The 17452-nt window shown below is 64.2% G+C and carries 10 protein-coding genes; 4 read left to right on the top strand and 6 right to left on the bottom strand.

The features are described from left to right. From AAFN55_RS03465 to opgC, 3 genes are all read right to left on the bottom strand, one after another. Complete coding sequence (locus AAFN55_RS03465; protein ID WP_347797483.1) at positions 1-642, bottom strand: ATP-binding cassette domain-containing protein; 642 nt, start codon at positions 640-642, stop codon at positions 1-3. Positions 643-648: 6 nt separating this feature from the next. Further along, the gene (locus AAFN55_RS03460) at positions 649-2328 is read right to left on the bottom strand and encodes an ABC transporter permease (RefSeq protein WP_347797482.1); all 1680 of its coding nucleotides are present in this window, start codon (positions 2326-2328) and stop codon (positions 649-651) included. A 163-nt stretch (positions 2329-2491) separates the two neighbouring features. After that, a complete protein-coding gene (gene opgC, locus AAFN55_RS03455) occupies positions 2492-3682 on the bottom strand; it encodes an OpgC domain-containing protein (protein ID WP_347797481.1) in 1191 nt (396 codons plus the stop codon). Positions 3683-3756: 74 nt separating this feature from the next. Here opgC and AAFN55_RS03450 point away from each other — a divergent pair, with 74 nt between their 5' ends. The 4 genes from AAFN55_RS03450 (at position 3757) to bfr (ending at position 5143) form a co-directional block, all read left to right on the top strand. Further along, entirely contained in the window at positions 3757-3900 is a 144-nt protein-coding gene (locus AAFN55_RS03450; protein ID WP_347797480.1) for a hypothetical protein, read from the top strand. 134 nt (positions 3901-4034) lie between these two features. Beyond that, complete coding sequence (locus AAFN55_RS03445; RefSeq protein WP_347797479.1) at positions 4035-4331, top strand: hypothetical protein; 297 nt, start codon at positions 4035-4037, stop codon at positions 4329-4331. Positions 4332-4380: 49 nt separating this feature from the next. Next, entirely contained in the window at positions 4381-4692 is a 312-nt protein-coding gene (locus AAFN55_RS03440) for a (2Fe-2S)-binding protein (protein WP_347797478.1), read from the top strand. Further along, complete coding sequence (bfr, locus tag AAFN55_RS03435) at positions 4658-5143, top strand: bacterioferritin (RefSeq protein ID WP_347797477.1); 486 nt, start codon at positions 4658-4660, stop codon at positions 5141-5143. The genes AAFN55_RS03440 and bfr overlap by 35 nt, the downstream gene beginning before the upstream one ends. Positions 5144-5236: 93 nt before the next feature. Here the strand turns inward: bfr and AAFN55_RS03430 are convergent, their stop codons facing one another. From AAFN55_RS03430 to AAFN55_RS03420, 3 genes are all read right to left on the bottom strand, one after another. Beyond that, positions 5237-6457 (bottom strand): ABC transporter substrate-binding protein, encoded by a 1221-nt coding sequence (locus AAFN55_RS03430; RefSeq protein WP_347797476.1) that lies wholly within the window; start codon positions 6455-6457, stop codon positions 5237-5239. 183 nt (positions 6458-6640) lie between these two features. Beyond that, positions 6641-8428, bottom strand: a complete 1788-nt coding sequence (locus AAFN55_RS03425; RefSeq protein ID WP_347797475.1) for a glucan ABC transporter ATP-binding protein/ permease — start codon at positions 8426-8428, stop codon at positions 6641-6643. Positions 8429-8663: 235 nt separating this feature from the next. Then, entirely contained in the window at positions 8664-17126 is an 8463-nt protein-coding gene (locus AAFN55_RS03420; RefSeq protein ID WP_347797474.1) for a glucoamylase family protein, read from the bottom strand. Positions 17127-17452: the final 326 nt, after the last annotated feature.

The raw sequence follows: 17452 nt of genomic DNA, 5'->3' as shown, positions 1-17452 counted from the left end.
TCACGACCCGATGCGCACGACGGTGCCGCCTGCCGCTTCAGCATCCGCCTCGTCATGCGTGACGAGGAGCGTCGGCAGGCCGCTGTCGCGTGCCTTGGCGAAAACCAGCTCGCGCATCTGGCGTCTGAGGTCGGCGTCGAGTTTCGAGAACGGTTCGTCGAGCAGCAGCGTTCGCGGCTCCGACAGGAGCACGCGGGCCAACGCCACGCGCGCCTTCTGGCCACCGGACAGCGTGTCGGGATCACGGTCGCCCATGCCGGCCAGCCCCACGCCCTCCAGCGCCTGCTCGGCGCGATCGCGCCGCTCCGCGCGGCCGCTTATGCGCTCGGGTATGGCAAAGACGAGATTGCCGGCGACCGACATATGCGGGAACAGCAGCGGGTCCTGGAACAGGATGCCGGCATGGCGTTCCTCCGCCGGCAGATTGGTAATCTCATCGTCGCCGACGAACACACGGCCCCTCGCCGTGAAGGCCCGGTCTAGAAAACCGCCGACGAAGGCGAGCAGCGTGGACTTGCCCGAGCCGGACGGCCCCATCACCGTCAGAACCTCTCCGGGCGCGAGACGGCAATCCAGCGCAACCAAGACGGTCGAACCGAGCGCGATCGACACATGATCGAAATGAAGTCCTGCTTGCGCCATTCTGCCTCAGACCCGCATCGCGCGGCGATGGCGGAATATCATTGCAGGCAACAGCGTTGCAATCGCGAAGCCGAGGATCGGCAGGAACATCTGCAGGAATGCGTAGACGCCGACGACGCGCCGGTTGCCGCCCGATGCGAGCGTGACCGCCTCGGTGGTGATCGTCGGCAACCGCCCTGCCCCGACCAGAACGGTCGGCAGATATTGCCCGATCGAGACCGCGAACCCCACCGCCGCCGCGACGAGCGCGGTTCGCATCAGCATCGGCAGGCGGATCGCCCACAGAGTCCGGTTGGCCGACTTGCCCAATCCGGCCGCGACTGCCTCATAGCGCCGGTCGAAGGCGCGCCATGGGTCGGACAATGACAGGAACACATAGGGCAGCACAAAGACCAGATGCGCCAGGACGAGAGCCGGCAGGCTGGCGACCGTGTCCGTGACGAGAAAGAGCAATTGCAGGCCGAACAGGAACGTCACCTGCGGCATGATCAGCGGCAGGTAGATGAGGAAGAGTGCGCCCCGTCCGGCGCGCTTGCCGGTGCGGTCCTCATGCACAAGGCACATCATCGCAAGCACGACTGCGATCGCCGTCGCGCTCGCTGCCACGATCAGCGTCGTGGTCAGGGGTGAGGCGACGCGCGGCGCGGCCGACATCCAGGTCCTTAGCGTGATCTCGCGGGGAAGCGCGTCCGGAAACTGCCAGAGCCCGGCGACCGACCACAGCGCCAGCGTGGCAAGCCCTGCGAAGATCGTCGCCGCCGACAGGATCATCGCACCGAGCGCCATGTGACGGGACACGCGATCGCGACGAAGCCGGCGGCCATGCGCGCTCAGCCATTCGCGCACCCTGCGGCCAACGCGCTCGAACGCGATCCAGATTGCGATCGCCGCAAGCGTCACACCGAACTGCACGATCGCGCCCGCCGACGCCGTGTAGCGCATCGAGAGTTCGGGATCGCTCATCATCTCCACCAGGCGCACCGCAAGCGCTGGCGGGGTCGTGGGGCCGAGGATCACCGCGACATCCACCACGGAACTCGCAAACGCGACCACGGCGAAGACCGCGAGCCTGATCTGGCGATAGACCGGAGGCCATGCGAGGCAGATGAAGCCCGCGATGCGGCCGTATCCGAGCGATGCGGCGAGCGCGCGCGTTTCGCCGAGCTTCACCTGTGGCAAAGCCGCGAGCGTGACCAGAAGCAGGAACGGGATTTCCTTCACGACCAGCCCGGCGATCATCGACAGGCCCATCGGATCGTTGACGATCAGCAGGTCCGGCGGCCGGGTCCATCCCGTCAGTTCCGGCGACACCAGACGCGCCAGCATGCCGGACGGCGCGATGAGGAATGCGAGGCCGAACGCGGCCGCCGCATGCGGCACCGACAGCAGCGGCGAGATGAGATTCTGGATGCGGGCGAAGGCCCGCGTTCCCGCCCATGACGCGACGAACAGCATGACGACGCCAAGCGACAGCGCAGCCGAGGCAACGCCCGCGCCGAGGCTCAGGCCCATCGATATGCCCATGCCGGGCCTCGACAGGAAATCGGCGAAATGGCGAAGCGATATGTCCATGCCGCCCAGCACCGGCAAAAAGCCCAGCGCCGGCAGGACAGTGCCGACAAGCCCGAACAGGACCGGGCCAGCCAGCAGAAGGACGGTCAGCGGTGGGCCAAGGCGCGGGATCACGGCGCGGAGCGTCCCTGCATACGGTTCGTTGCTAACGTCCCACGCGTTCCTGCCGCCATCCGTAAACTCCTTGCGGAGTGCAGAAGTGGACCAAGGCGGGTGCCGCGCGCAAGCGCGGGAGGCGTCACCGTCCGCACACTTTTCAGTGCGGGCGTTGGGTTCTTCAGGCGAGTTCAGCCTTCGCGCGCGCGGGAACCGCAGCGGCAGGCCGTGGGGCCGGACCGATGGGGGCGGTCTTGACCGTGGCTGCGGTCTTCGCGCCGCGCAGCAGCTTGCGATACCAGTCGATGTAGTAGGCGACGGCAAACTGGAGCGCGATACCAATCGCGACGATGGCGATCTGCGTGAACACCGTCTCGACATGCACCGCAAGCCAGGCCTGCGCGACCATCGACAGGATCGTCCCCGTCACGAAGACCGGCAGCGCGTGGCGACCCATCACCGTCAGCGGATGATCCAGATGCAGGCGCGCCAGGTTCGATATCTGCGGCAGGACGGCAATCAGATAGGCGGCCGACAGGACATGCAGCAGGCGCGGCGCGGACAGGAAGGTCTTGTCGAACCCGGTCAGGACCGCCGGCAACCCCATCGAGGCGTCCACACCCCAGAGCGGAATCTGCACCCAGGCGAGCGAGACGACCAGATAGGCGAGCGCCGCACCGACCAGCATCGGCGGTGCCGGAAGACGGCCGCCGCGCTTGACGTGGAGCATGGCTGCAATGCCGATCACGAACAGGAACTGCCACGACAGCGGGTTGAGGAACCACACGCCGTCATTCGGGAAGTTGGGCGGACCGATGCGGAACAGGCCTGCGAACAGCCAAAGCGCGCCCGATGCGGCAACCATCATGGGCAGGCTGTGGCGGCCGATCAGCAGGAATGCCGGCACGAGAAGCAGAACGACGGCGTACATCGACAGGATGTTGTTGTAGCCGAGCTGGTGGCCGAAGGTCACGATGCCGAGCAGCGCCTCGGCCGTGTTGTCCATCAGCGGCTCGATGTTGATCTTCGCGAGAAGATCGGGATAGCCGAAATAGACGGCGAAGAAGGCGAACACGCCCAGCGTCGCCATCGTCGTGCCGAGTTGCGCGATGTAGAGCACGCCTGCGCGACGCCACATCTTGAGCGTGGTCAAAAGCCGCGCGCCGGCCTGGAATTTCAGCCCGTAGGCGAGTGCCGCCGAGATGCCGGAGATCAGCACGAATGCCTCCGCCGCATCCGAGAACCCGAAATTCTTCGACGTGAAGGGTTCGAGCGGGTTGCCCGGCACGTGGTTGATAAAGATCATGATGAGGGCGATCGCCCTGATCACATCGATGCGTGTATCCCGTGCGGGCGGCATTTGGCTGTTCATGCGTATCAAGTCTCAATCCACGCCCGGGTTCCGTGTACGGAATGCCGCAGGCGCGCAGTCCCTATGGGTTGCGCATGAGCAACGCGAAGCCGGCCCTGATAAGGCAAGGCATTGCGGCGAATGCGCTTTTGCCGTGGATGCCGGGTCACTTTTTATTGGCGCGCGTAACCATCGGCCGTGGCACCGACGCCTGCCGCGTCAGTTTGGAATCGTTCTAACCTATTGATCCATGAGGGGAATTGTCATGTTTGAATTGACAACCGTCCTTTCTCATATATCTAAGAGACGCGTCCCATGAGGGATGCACATCCTTTGATGTTTGGGCCTTGAACCCGTTCGATTGGAGGCAGACATGGAATCCGTATTGATGCGGGGCGCCGGATTTTCGGCGCCTGATCGCACGAACCAGTCTCTGGCCACAGATGCCGGTATCCGCGCGAAAAGCGCGGTCGCATGGGACTCGCCCATGAAGCACAGGCTCCTGGCTTACACACCGATTTTCGCGACCGCGCTCCTGACGGCGGCGATATTCGCCTTGCCGGCAACGAGCGCGCAGCGCGTCGATCCCGGCGCGATCGACACCATCGCCCTTTCGTCAACCCACATCGATCATGATGCCGTCGAGAGGATCGCGTCGGTACGAGATTGAAATCCCATAGACCGGCCATGGTTCGTGGGCCGGAATACCGAGTAGGCACATGCTGGTTTGCCATTGCAACCTGATTACCCAAAAGGACATCGAAGAAGTGGTCGTCTCACTTCTCGAGGCTGACCCATGGCAGCTAATCGTGCCTGCCAAGGTCTATCATACGCTCAAGAAGCGTGGTCGCTGTTGCGGCTGCTTCCCAAATGTGGTGGATACGATCATTCGGGTAACCGAGGAGTTCCACCGCCGCGCTGGCGGTGGTGAAACCGAGATCGTACCATTCCTGGACCGCGTCCGTGGATTGCGGGGCCAGTACGGGAGCATAGGCCATGAAGGGCGAAGAACGGATCATCGAGCGGCTTAACGAAGCCCTCTTTCTGGAACTGGGCGCGGTCAACCAGTATTGGCTGCACTATCGCCTTCTCGACGACTGGGGCTACACGAAGCTCGCGAAGAAGGAGCGGGCCGAGTCCATCGAGGAGATGCACCACGCCGACAAGATCATCGAGCGTATCATCTTTCTGGAGGGTCATCCGAACCTGCAGAAGGTCGGTGCTCTCAGGATCGGCCAGAACGTCAAGGAAGTGCTCGAGGCGGACCTCGCCGGCGAGTATGACGCCCGCACCTCCTACAAGAAGTCACGCGAGATCTGCCAGGAACTCGGCGACTACGTGACCATGAAGCTGTTCGAGGAACTGCTGAGCGACGAGGAGGGCCATATCGACTTCCTCGAGACGCAGCTCGAACTGTTCGAGAAGATCGGCGCCGAGAAGTACGGCCAGCTCAACGCGGCTTCCGCCGACGACGCCGAATAGATCGTTTCGGGTCGTTACGCCCCCTCCCCCGCTCCGCAGGGGAGGATTCGGCGTTCCGACCGGCTTGCGAGCGGCCCTACCCTCCTGGCCGTCTCAGTTCGCCACGCCGTAGCGGCGCTTCCATTCAATCTCCAGCCTGTCCATCCAGCTCGGATGCGGCTCGTCTATGGCGGGTCCCAGTTCGTCGGGCTTGAGGGTCGCGACGCCGAGGTCGATGGCGTCGAATGCCACGCGATCCGCATCGTCCAGTTTGTCGAGAGCCAGAACCGTCGGATCGCCCCAGAAGGCCGGGTCCTGCTTGCGCGCCTGGGCTTCCGGCGAGATCAGGAAGTTGGCGACAACCAGCGCGCCGGCCTTTGCCGCCGCGTTATAGGGAATGGCGACGAAATGCGTGTTGCCGAGCGTGCCGTCGTCGAAGGTGAACGAGCGGACCGTGTCCGGCAACTCGCCAGCGGCGATCGCGCTCGACGCTTCGGACGGGTTGAAGGCGAAGATGATGTCGACCTCGTTGTCGGCCAGAAGCTGCTTCATCGCCGGATAGTTTTGCGGAAAGGCCTTGCCGCCGCGCCACAGCAGCGGGTTCAGCGCGTCGAGATAGTCGAAGAGCGGCTGGGTCACGCTGTCGAACGCCGCTTCATCGACCGGCTTCAGAAGCACCGACCGATCCTCGACCAGCTCCGACAGCACCTGCTTCAGGAATGACGAGCCGATGAAGTCCGGCGGCTGCGGGTAGGAGAAGCGGCCGGGATTGGCTTTCGCCCATTTCAGAAGCGCGCGCGCCGAACCGGGCACATCGTCTGCCGGCGTGTTGGCGCTGTCGTAGAAGAAAACCAGCTTCGCCATGCCCCACGGGCTCTCGAGCCCCTCGACCGGAATGGTGAAATCGGTGCGGATCGTCGGCTTGTTCTCGATGTCGACATACTGCCAGTTGGGCAGGTCCTCGGCCCAGCCGGGAGACATCAAGAGCTCCTGCCGCTTCATCGAGGCGAAGTTCTCGCCATTGATCCAGACGAGATCGACGGTACCGCGCTCGTTGCGCCCCGCCGCCTTTTCCGCGACGACCTTGGCAACCGCATTGGCGGTGTCGTCGAGCTTCACATGGACCAGCGTCATGCCATACCGCTCCTTGAGCTGGCCGCCGGTCCATTCGAGATAGGCGTTGATGTTTTCCGCTCCGCCCCAGGCGTTGAAGTAGACCGTCTCGCCGCGCGCATCCTCCAGCACGGCGTCCCAGTCGGACGCATCGGGGTTCTGCGCGAACACCTGCGCGGCCATGGCCAGCACCGACGCGGCTGCGATCAAAACTCTCTTCATGACGTCGAAGCCCCTCAACCATATTCGGACACGCCGTTGTGCATGTGCTGTCGAACAGGGTCAACGCACCTCGCGCCCACGTCGGGTCAACACGGCGTGACAGGGGTGTGAAACGCAAACGGCGCCTTGGCCATGAAGCCAAAGCGCCGTTTCAGCTTATTCTGTCGAGCCAGATGCCGGGTATCACGCCGCCTCAGGCGAAAGCTCCGGAACGGTCATGGACACTGCACGCAGACGGTCCTTCTGGTCGAGCAGCCCGCCGGCGCGAAGCAGCGACGCGAAACGGCCATTGTCGCGCTGGGCCAGTTCGTGGAACGCACCCATCTCGATGATGCGGCCGGCATCCATGAAGATGACCAGATCGGCGTCGCAGACCGTCGAAAGCCTGTGGGCGATGACGAACGTCGTCCGGTTTTGGCGCAAGCGGTCGATCGCTTCCTTCACCTTGGCCTCGGTCTCGACATCGAGCGCGCTGGTCGCCTCGTCGAGGACGAGGATCGGCGCGTCCTTCAGCACGGCACGGGCAATCGCGATGCGCTGGCGTTCGCCGCCCGAAAGCCGCGAGCCACGTTCGCCGACGATCGTATCGTAGCCGTCGCTCTTCGACAGGATGAAGTCCTGCGCGGCGGCGGCGACGGCGGCCTCGTGGACCTCGTTGTACATCGCGTCGTCACGACCCAGACGAATGTTCTCCTCGATCGACCTGTTGAGCAGGCCGGCATCCTGGAAGACCGTCGCGATCTGATCGCGGAGCGACTTGCGCGTGATGGTGCGCGTATCCAGCCCGTCGACGCGGACGGTGCCGACCTTCGGGTCATACACACGCTGCAAGAGGTTGATCAGGGTCGTCTTGCCGGCGCCCGTCGGGCCGACGATCGCGACCGTCTGGCCAGCGGCGACCTTGAACGACACCTCCTCGAGCCCTTGGCCGGAATCGGGGAACTGGAACGAGACGTTGTCGAACTCGATCTCGCCGCGCAGGCGCCCGACCGGACGCGTGCCCAGTGGCTCGCTGCGTTCACCGACAGCGTCTTCGAGCACATAGAACGGCTCGAGCTTGGCACGGGCCTCGAACACCTGGTTCACGAAACCCGTTACCTGGTCGAGACGACCGATCAGGAGCGTCGCGAAACCCGTGAACGCAACGATGTCGCCGATACGCATCTGGCCGCTCTGCACCAGGAATGCGCCCACCACCAGCACGACCATCATCGAGATGGTCGCGGACAGGCGCTGAAGCGCGCTTGCGAGCGCCCACCAGTTGAGAACCGGAAACTGCGCGCCGATCAGCGAGTCCGTGTAGCGGCGCAGCGCCTCCGCCTCGCGCGTCACGCGGCCGTAGCTCTGCAGCACGGAGATATTGCTGATGGAATCACTGACATGCGCGAACACCTGATGGTAGTGCGCCTCGACCTGCGCCTGGCCGTCCTTGGTGCGGGACATGACTGCCCGGCTGATCGCGACATAGGCGACGCCAAGCGCCAGCAGAACGCATGCCATGCGCCAGTCGAGCGAGAACGCGGTCGGGATCAGGAGGATCAGCGCCACCGCGGTCGACAGATGCTGACGCATGAATTCGAGCCACAGCGAGAACAGCGTCTCCATCGCACGCAACAGCGTGTGCAGCGAGTTGGAGGTGCCGTTCTTGTGATGCCAGGAGAGCGGCATCGTGATGACCTTCTCGAAGGACTCTCCGAGCACATCCACGCGGCGCTTGTGCGCAAGCCGGTCGGCGCCGCGCGCAACCATCACGAAGGCGACGATGTTGAACGCACCGAGCGCCGCCCAGATGGCAACCTTCGACATGACATTGGACTCGTCTGCGATGGCCTCGATGATGTTGCCGAACAAAATCGGCTCCACGATCATCACGACGGCAAGCGCGACGTTGGCGAGACATATGATGATTACCCGGCGCCGTTCGGCCCCCAGGTATGACATCGCTCTCCAATAGATTTCCAGAAGTGACAAACGCGTATTCCTGTGAATGCTGCAACGCACAATGAGCGAAGTTATTCTTGGCGGCGGTACACTTCAATGTAAATTCGACGTTTCGGTTGCATCCAAGAGACAACTCTCAACGACAGGCCGTTACCATTCGTGATCACGTAACAAACTGAAATATTTGATAAAATGGCCACATGGCGGCGAAATCGAGGCGGACGGACACGCGCCTCGATACATAAATTTCACTTTGTCGTCGAAGTCACGCCAAGACTAGACGGACCTCGTGGTCGCCATCTTCATGTAAAAGAAGATGATTTTCGGCTTCAATGCCATCGATGGTCACACGCGACGACTCACCGCGCTCCACGACAATTCTGTAATTTGCTTCGCCGAGGCGGAGCGTCGCATTGAAGCCGTCCCATGCGGCGGGAAGTCGCGGATCGATCACGAGCCTGTCGCCCTCGCGGCGGATGCCGAGGATGCCCTCCACTGCCGCGCGATAGAGCCATCCGGCCGATCCGGTGTACCAGGTCCAGCCGCCGCGGCCGCCCTTGTCGCCTCCGGAGTAGACGTCGGCAGCCACGACATAGGGTTCCACGCGATACTGGTCCGCCGCGTCTTCGTCGAGCGCATGGGTGACGGGGTTGAGCATCGAAAAGACACGATACGCCTCGTCCGACTTGCCCAATTGTGCCAGCGCCACGACCAGCCATGTCGCCGCATGCGTGTACTGGCCGCCATTCTCGCGCACGCCGGGCGGATAGCGCTTGATGTAGCCCGGCTCCTTGTCGGTGTGCTCGAAGGGTGGCGTGAACAGGCGCGCAATGCGCAGTTCGTCGTCGACCAGCAGTTCGACGGCCTTGCCGACCGCCTGCTCCGCCCGGGCGGGATCGCCAGCGCCCGATATCACCGCCCAGGACTGCGCGATGGAATCGATACGGCACTCGTCCGAGAGCTTCGATCCGAGCGGCGAGCCGTCATCGAACGATCCGCGGCGATACCATTCGCCGTCCCATGCCCCGGCCTCGATCGCCTTCTTGAGACGATCGGCATGCTTGCGCCACGCCGTGACGCGGGACTTGTCCCCGCGCGACTGCGCGATCGGGCCGAAATCGTTCAGTGCCTTGAGCAGGAACCAGCCGAGCCAGACGCTCTCGCCCTTGCCGGCCTCGCCGACCTGGTTCATTCCGTCGTTCCAGTCGCCGCCGAGGATGAGCGGCAGGCCGCTCTCGCTGGTGCGTTTGATGGCGAGGTCGAGCGCGCGGGCGCAATGCTCGTAGAGCGTCGCGGTATCGCGCGAGACTTCCGGCACGAAGAAATTGTCGTGCTCGCCCTCGTTCAACGCGGGGCCTTCGATGAAGTGGATTTGCTCGTCGAGCAGCGCCGCGTCGCCGGTCGTCTTGACATAATGATGCGTTCCGTAGGCCAGCCACACCACGTCGTCGGAGATCGTCGTGCGCACGCCGGCACCGTTTTTCGGCAACCACCAATGCTGGACGTCGCCTTCCGGAAACTGACGTCCGGCGGCGTTGATGATCTGCTCGCGCGCAAGTGCCGGATCGTGCAGCAGAAGCGACAGCGTATCCTGCAACTGGTCGCGGAAACCGTAGGCGCCGCTCGCCTGATAGAAGGCGGACCGTGCGCGAATCCGGCAAGCCAGGCTCTGATAGGGAAGCCAGACATTCACCATCGCGTTGAATGCGGGATCGGGGGTCTCGACCTGGAGCGCGTCCGAGAAGGACAGCCAGTCCGCCTCGTTCGCGGCGAGCCGCTCGTCGAAATCGGACGCGATATGGCGGGCCGCAAGCGTCGATGCATCGTCCGCGGACGCGCCGTCACCCAGCACATAATGAAGGGCGATGGCCTCGCCCGGTGCGATCTCGACATCGCAGGCAACCGCCGCGCACGGGTCGCGTCCGGCCTCTGTCGTCCCCGACAGAGCAAGCCCCTTGCGGACGGCGACCGGCTGGATCGTCGATCCGCCCTGCCCCAGGAACTCACCTCGGTCGCAGGTGAAGGTCTGGCGATTGCCGTCGCAGACGAGGAAGGCGACACGGTCGCCGAAGTCGAGGCTGTATGGGTTGCGCGCGGTCAGCGCCCCGGTCGCCGCATCGCGGCCTGGAACGACCGTGCTTGCCGTGCGGGCGCGATTGCTGCCGAGCAGCCACTCCACATAGGCATAGATTTTCAGGCGCGCCGTGGTCTTGCCGTCATTGCGCAGCGTCATGCGCTGAATCTTGACCGGATCGCTTGGGTCCACGAGCTGGACGAGTTCGGCCGTAACACCGTCCTTGCTCGCAGTGAATGTCGAGACGCCGCGCGCATGCCGGGCCTCATAGGCGACGGCAGCGTCGCGAACCACGCAGGCCAGCGGCGAGAACACCTCGCCCGTGTCCTGATTGCGGATGTAGAACGCCTCGCCCGGCCGGTTGGAGACGGGATCGTTCGTCCACGGCGTGAGCTGGAAATCGCGGCTGTTGCGGCTCCAGGTGTAGGACGCGCCCTCCGCCGAGGTGTGGAAACCGAACTCTGGGTTCGCAATGACGTTGATCCAGGGCTGCGGCGTGACGCTGCGCGCGCCAAGCCGGACGACATATTCGCGTCCGTCCTGCGCGAAGCCGCCGAACCCGTTCCAGAACGTCAGGCCTTCGCCATCCACGGTCGCCGGAGCGGCTGCCTCTCGTTCACGACCTGCCGAAAACGTATGCGTCAGGGCCGGCAGCTTGGCGGGCGTCGCGTCGCGCGCTTCTTCCTCGACCAGCGTGACCGTCTCGGCGCGCTCGATCTGGTCGAGGATCGTGCCGTTGCGGGTATGGAGGATGACACGGGCGGAGGCGACCAACGTCCGGTAGGACTCATCGTCCATGAGATCGCGGCGCACCGCAAAGATGTGCTGCCGGGGACCGAGTTCGCGACCGCGCAGCCGTGCATTCTCGCACAGGAGTTCGATCGCCTGCTGCAAATCCTGCACATAGGACGAGGCCTGCTCGTTGACGATGACGAGATCGGCCAGAACGCCGCGCGCGCGCATATATTCCTGCATGCGCAGCGCCGACGCCACGATCTCCAGATCGGCGACGTCGCCGATCCGCAGCGCGAAGATCGGGAAATCGCCCGAAATCGCCATCGGCCAGAGTCCGGACTGACGCCCGAGACCGCTCTCGATCGTCTCCGACGGCGCACGCAGCGCCGCGTCGGGGAACAAAAGGTAGCGTGCGAGCTTCTGCACGCCCGCGGCCTCGGCAAGGCTCAGGCCGACATGGCGCGTCTGAACCTGCGAACGCGTCCATGCCAGCATCGACTGCCGCTGGATGCTGTCGGGATGGAGGAAGCGCTGGCTCTCCTTCTCGACGTCCTCGCGATTGGCCGCGACGATGGTCCAGAAGGTCAGCGATACCTTCTTGCGGGCCGGCACGCGCACCTTGCAGCGAAGCGCCATCACAGGATCGAGCACGAACCCTTCACTGCCCGAGAGATGTGCGCCACGATCGAAAGCGGCCGCGTCCGCGATCGAACGGCCGCGGCCGATGAAGGCGCGGCGGTCGGTTTCGGCCTCGACATCGCGCGCGACGCCCACGCCGGACGTGATGAAATGCGCCAGGGCGATCGTCGGATCGTCTGACGAGCGCTGCCGGCGCGATGCGTAGATCGTGGTGCCGTCATTGGCGATTTCGGTCTTCACGAACATCTTCGAGAAGGCCGGGTGAGCGACGTCGTTCGCCTCGAACGCCAGCGCGAGCTCGGCGAAGGACGTCACCTCGATGTGACGGTCGTGATCGGCGTCGTTCCAGATCGTGACATGGCGGGCTTCGCCGTTCCCCTCCGAGACGACCACGCATTCCACCTCGGAACGCAGGCTGCCGACGGTCTTCGTGAAGGTCGCCTTGTCGTCGCAGAAGAAGGTTCGCGTCGATTCGCCCGGCATGCGCTTCGGTTCGGCGGTCGTCGACCACCAGTCGCCGGTCGCGCGATCGCTCAGGAACAGGAACGTGCCGGTGCGGTCTTCCGTGGGGTCCGCGTTCCAGCGCGTCACCGACACCTCGTCGGCGCGGCTGTAGCCGGTGCCCGTCGAGGTGACCATGACGTTGTAATGGCCGTTGGACATCACATTGGTGGCGCGCGGGCTGCGCAGCGGATCGAGGATGAGGCGCGAATCAGGGCGCTCGTCGACCACCGCCGGCTTGATGCGCTCGCCTGTCTCGGCACGGATCGGCATCGCCGGGATATCGCGCGGGGCCTTCTCCTGAAGCAGCAGTTCGGCGGCTTCGATGACCGGGTCGGCATGGAAGCGGTCGCGCATGCGGCCTTCGAAGACGGCGTTCGCGACAGCCACGATCGACATGCCGTGATGGTGCGCATAGTAGTTCCGCACGACCGCGCACGGCTTTCCTTCGGGCACGCGGCCGGGCGTGAAATCGACCGCATCATGGAACGCGTAGCGACCACACGCGCCCAACGCCTTGAGCCGCTTGAGATTTGCGACCGCATCGGCCGGGCGGAACTGCGCGGCGAGCAGGCTGGCATAGGGCGCGATGACCGTATCCTGCCCCAATCCACGCTTGAGGCCGAGGCCGGGCACGCCGAAATTGGTGTACTGATAGGTCATCTCGCGGTCGCGCGCATTGTAGGCCGCCTCGGAAATCCCCCAGGGGATGTTCTTCGAGCGCGCATAGGAAATCTGCCTGCGGATGATCAGGTTGCTGGTCTGGTTGAGGATGCCGCCCAGCGGCTCCTTCATCACCAGCGGCGGCATCAGATATTCGAACATCGAGCCGGACCACGACACCAGCGCGCCGGCGAAGCCGATTTCGGTAACGGGGCGGCCGAGACGGAACCAGTGCTCGGTCGGCAGATCGCCCTTGGCGATGCCGAAGAGGCTCGTCAGGCGGGCTTCGGAGGCAAGAAGATCGTAGCAGGCCTCGTCAAGCTGATGCTGGTCGACCCGGTAGCCGATCGACAGGAGATTGCGCTCCTGGCGCAGCAGGAACGAGAACTCCATCTCGAAGGCGAATTTGCGTGCCCGGTCGCGCAGATCCGTCAGCTTCGCCCTGAGCTTGCCGACCAGATTCTCTTCCATGTGCGAATCGGCCAGATGCGCCTCGCAGGCCTTTTCCAGCTTGCCGGACCACAGCGCGAGCTCTTCGCTCGCCGTCGTCTTGATCTCATCGTGCAAAGCGCGTGCGAGCTTGCCGATGTCGCCTGCGAGAACGGTCAGATTGATCGTTCGTATGCTGGCGGTTTCCGGCTCGCTGAGGATCGTGGCGACCGCGCGGCGCATGCCGTCCAGCCGCTCGGCGAGCCGCTGGCGCAACGGGCGCAGCGGACGCCGGTCGTCCGGCAGCGCTTCGAGCGTTTCTTCCAGAATGCCGACGACATCCACGATGCCTTCGAAATCGCCCTGCAGATGGGCCGCAGGCGCTCCGCCCCATTCGGCACATGCGGAGGAGACCGCGATCAGATGGCCGGCGAGATTGCCGCTATCGACGGCGGATATGTAAGGCGGCTGCAGCGGCTTGAGCGTCTGTGTCTCGTACCAGTTGTAGAGATGGCCGCGATAGCGATCCATCTTCTCCATCGTCGCCAGCGTGCGTTCGAGGCGATCGATCGTCTCGGACAGGGAAATCCAGCCGAAGTCCCGCGCGGAGACGACCGAGAGCAGGTACACGCCGATATTCGTCGGCGAGGTGCGCCCGGCAACCACCGGCGTCGGCGTCTCCTGGAAATTGTCGGGCGGCAGCATGTTGTGCTCGCCGGTGACGAACGTCTCGAAATAGAGCCAGGTCCGGCGTGCGATGCGACGCAGCGCGGCGGCGTCCGACGGCGCGACCTCCAGGCGATCCTCCGTCTCGGCGGACTGGCTGACCAACCAGGCGAATGCCGGCGAGCCCGCCCAGAACAGGGCGAAGCAGGCTGCGATGACACTGCCCGTCGAGTCCCATGCAAGCGGTATCGCCAGGCCGATCGCAGCGATCACCAGCGCACCCGCCATCGATCGATAATGGCCTCCGAGCGTGCTCGCGCCCGACTGCGCAACCTGCGACGCCGTGCGCCATTCGAGCAGATGGCGGCGGCTGACGAAGAGGCGATAGAGCGTGCGCACGATCGCATCGCCCATCGACCAGGCGAGATGCGCCATCAGCACGACCTTCAACGCCACCTGCGCGCTGGCGAAGGCGACGTCGCGCGCAAGCGCGGCGAAGTGGTTCTTCAACGTCGCGTCCGCTTCCTTCGGGACAACGGAATCGACGATACCGAAGGTCAGCGACAGGAACAGGCTCAGCACCAGAAGCGCCTGCCACTGCGCGGCCTGCGTAAAGGGCAGTAGCGTCCAGCCCGCAATCGACGCGGCAATCCAGAAGATGGGCATCAGAGACCGGCGCAGATTGTCGATCATCTTCCAGCGCGACAGCCCCGGCACGCCCGACGGCCCGAATATCCAGCCAAGCAACTGCCAGTCGCCGCGCGCCCAGCGATGCTGGCGCGAGGCATCGACGGCATAGCGCGTCGGATAGTCCTCGATCAGTTCGACATCCGTGACAAGCGCCGCATTCGCATAGGCGCCTTCCAGCAGGTCGTGGCTCAGGATGGTGTTTTCAGGAATGCGCCCCTTGAGGGCGGCTTCCATCGCATCGATGTGATAAAGGCCCTTGCCCGTAAAACTGCCCGACCCGTAGAGGTCCTGATAGACGTCGGAGACGGCGAACACATACGGATCGATGCCGCGGTTGGCCGAGAAGATGCGCTGGAAAAACGAGGCTTCGTCGCCCGTCGTCAGCGACGGCGTGACGCGCGGCTGCAAGATCCCGTAGCCGGCGGTGAGCCTCCTCCCCTCGACGTCGATCTGCGGCCGGTTGAGCGGATGCGCCAGCTTGCCCGCCAGCCTTGCCACCGCATCGCGCGTCATGCGCGTGTCGGCGTCCACCGTCATCACATAGGTCACGTCGAGAGGCAGCGGATCCGTCGGCGCGAAGAAGGTGGTGTCCTTGTCGCCGCGCAGAAGCGTGTTCAGCTCATGTAGCTTGCCGCGCTTGCGCTCCCAGCCCATCCAGCAGCTCTCCGCCGAATTGAAGAGGCGGCGGCGGTGCAGGAGGAAGAAGCGTGCGTTGCCTTCCTTCGGGTAGCGGGTGTTGAGATCGGCCACCTGCTTGCGGGCATAGTCGAGCAGCGCGAGATCGGCCTCCGTCTGCTCGACCTCGCTGTCCGGCCAGTCCGACAGGACCGCGAAGTGCACTTCGCCCGACATGTTGGCGAGATAGTGGACTTCCAGATTGTGGATCGCTTCCTCGACATCGTCGCGGCTTCCGATCAGGACCGGGACGACGACGAGCGTGCGCGCCTCGGCTGGCACACCGGCCTTGAAGCCGTAGCCGATCAGCCGCGTCGGCTTCACGATCAGCGACGCGACCGTGTTGAACAGACCAAGCGCCGCCTCGCTCGCGGGAAGCGCGAACAGGATGACGAGCAGCGTCGTGGCCGCGGCGCCAAGGCCGTAATCGGCAAGCGCGACAGCCGAGGCGCCCAGGAGAAGTGCAGTCATCGCAACAGCGGGAAGCAGTATGCCCGGCCAGCCCGCGGCGTGGTAAACGCGATAGCTACGGTCCGCCAGCGTCGGCTCATATCCGATCGCGCGCTCGAACTCCTCGCGTCGCGGGCCGACGAGGAAGCACCCGACATCGATGCCGCTCTCGACGTCGGTCCTGTCGGCTTCCGCCAGGGCCACCGCCTCCAGCGCGACATCGAACTCTTCCTTGCCCGAGCGCTTCGAGAGTTGCTCGATCGCCCGGCGATAGGCATCGCGCGATGGGAAGTCGAGCGTTTCGAAGGTGGTGCGTTCGCGCAGCAGATGGTCGATCCTGCTGACTTCCTCGACCCAGACCGTCCATTCGATATCGTCGAGAAGCCGCAGTCCCTTGATGATGTTGCCGGTTGTCACGTTTCCGGCCGAGAGATTGGCATGCTCGCCGATGGTGATCTCTTCGGCGTCGGAACCACCGCTTTCCAGCGCGCTTTCGAGCCAGGCAAGAGCCTTGCTCGACGTGTGCGACCCGTCGCGGAGGCGGTGCAGAAGCTGCGTCGCAAAAGTCCGGTCGCGCGCATGCTCGCCGTAATTGCTGAGGATCGCGAGATCCTCGGATTCCGGTGTTGCGGCGATACGGTCCGCGACCAGATTGGCCAGCAGGCGCATGTCGCGCGCGCGATTGACGCGCAGCGCGAGGCGCCGGAGATTCTCGACAAGCACGAAACGCAGGATCGAAGGCAGCGCCCAGAGTTCACCGATCCGCAGCGGCTGAACTTCCTGGAACCCGCTGACGACCTCGCGAAACCCTTCCGCGGAAACGGCGCTGTCGGAATGCGCGACATAGAGCCAGGCAAGCGCCAGCACGCGAGGAACGTCACGACCCGGCATCAACGGTAGCTGGCGATAGAAACGCGGCGGCAAGTCGCGCCGGACCTCGGCGATCGCTTCCTCCACGACGTAGGAATTGTCGAGCAGCCAGTTGGCCGCCGGCGTGACGCTCTCGCCCAGTTGCTGGGCTTCGTTCAATGCCTGGACGACCTGACGGATGCGCTCGGCGTTCTGCTTGGTGCGCGCACGCGGCTCGAAGCTCTCGAGGCCTTCAATGTGATCGGTGGAACCGTTGGCGAGTGCCGTGCCGAGTTTTCGCAGGTCACCATGGTGGGCGAAGGCGGAGCGAATCGGAGTCTCGGTTTCGGGAAGCATGGAAACGGAGTCAGGCCGATGCGCCTGGCCAGCGTGAACATTCATATTGATTGGGCTCGCGTGGTATCGGCCGAGGCCGTAATTATGCGGAATGCTCTATAATCGATTGAACGCAAACGAGTTGCATCCGGCATTGAAATCAGTCGAACACATCTTATTGCAGCGCGACATGATGATGTGCGAAGGCGCGCCGATCGTCAGAGCGACCGTGTTTCACACTATCACACTTCTACTTTAGTCGTGCCTAACCTGCCTGAACCGTGAAAGACCGGCGAAGCCGCAAGGTCAGCGCGATCGAGCGTATTTCTACGAGCTTGCGTTGCCGA

It is taken from the genome of Mesorhizobium sp. CAU 1732 (assembly GCF_039888675.1).
Classification (GTDB): domain Bacteria; phylum Pseudomonadota; class Alphaproteobacteria; order Rhizobiales; family Rhizobiaceae; genus Aerobium.
Note: the sequence above shows the minus strand (reverse complement) of the source record. Positions and strands in the feature narration are given on the sequence as shown.

What these genes read in the sequence shown, in the direction of transcription:
- opgC (WP_347797481.1), bottom strand. Translation starts at nt 3,682, where the DNA reads ATGAACAGCCAAATGCCGCCCGCACGGGATACACGCATCGATGTGATC.
- AAFN55_RS03440 (WP_347797478.1), top strand. Translation starts at nt 4,381, where the DNA reads ATGCTGGTTTGCCATTGCAACCTGATTACCCAAAAGGACATCGAAGAA.
- bfr (WP_347797477.1), top strand. Translation starts at nt 4,658, where the DNA reads ATGAAGGGCGAAGAACGGATCATCGAGCGGCTTAACGAAGCCCTCTTT.
- AAFN55_RS03445 (WP_347797479.1), top strand. Translation starts at nt 4,035, where the DNA reads ATGGAATCCGTATTGATGCGGGGCGCCGGATTTTCGGCGCCTGATCGC.
- AAFN55_RS03420 (WP_347797474.1), bottom strand. Translation starts at nt 17,126, where the DNA reads ATGCTTCCCGAAACCGAGACTCCGATTCGCTCCGCCTTCGCCCACCAT.
- AAFN55_RS03430 (WP_347797476.1), bottom strand. Translation starts at nt 6,457, where the DNA reads ATGAAGAGAGTTTTGATCGCAGCCGCGTCGGTGCTGGCCATGGCCGCG.
- AAFN55_RS03465 (WP_347797483.1), bottom strand. Translation starts at nt 642, where the DNA reads ATGGCGCAAGCAGGACTTCATTTCGATCATGTGTCGATCGCGCTCGGT.
- AAFN55_RS03450 (WP_347797480.1), top strand. Translation starts at nt 3,757, where the DNA reads ATGAGCAACGCGAAGCCGGCCCTGATAAGGCAAGGCATTGCGGCGAAT.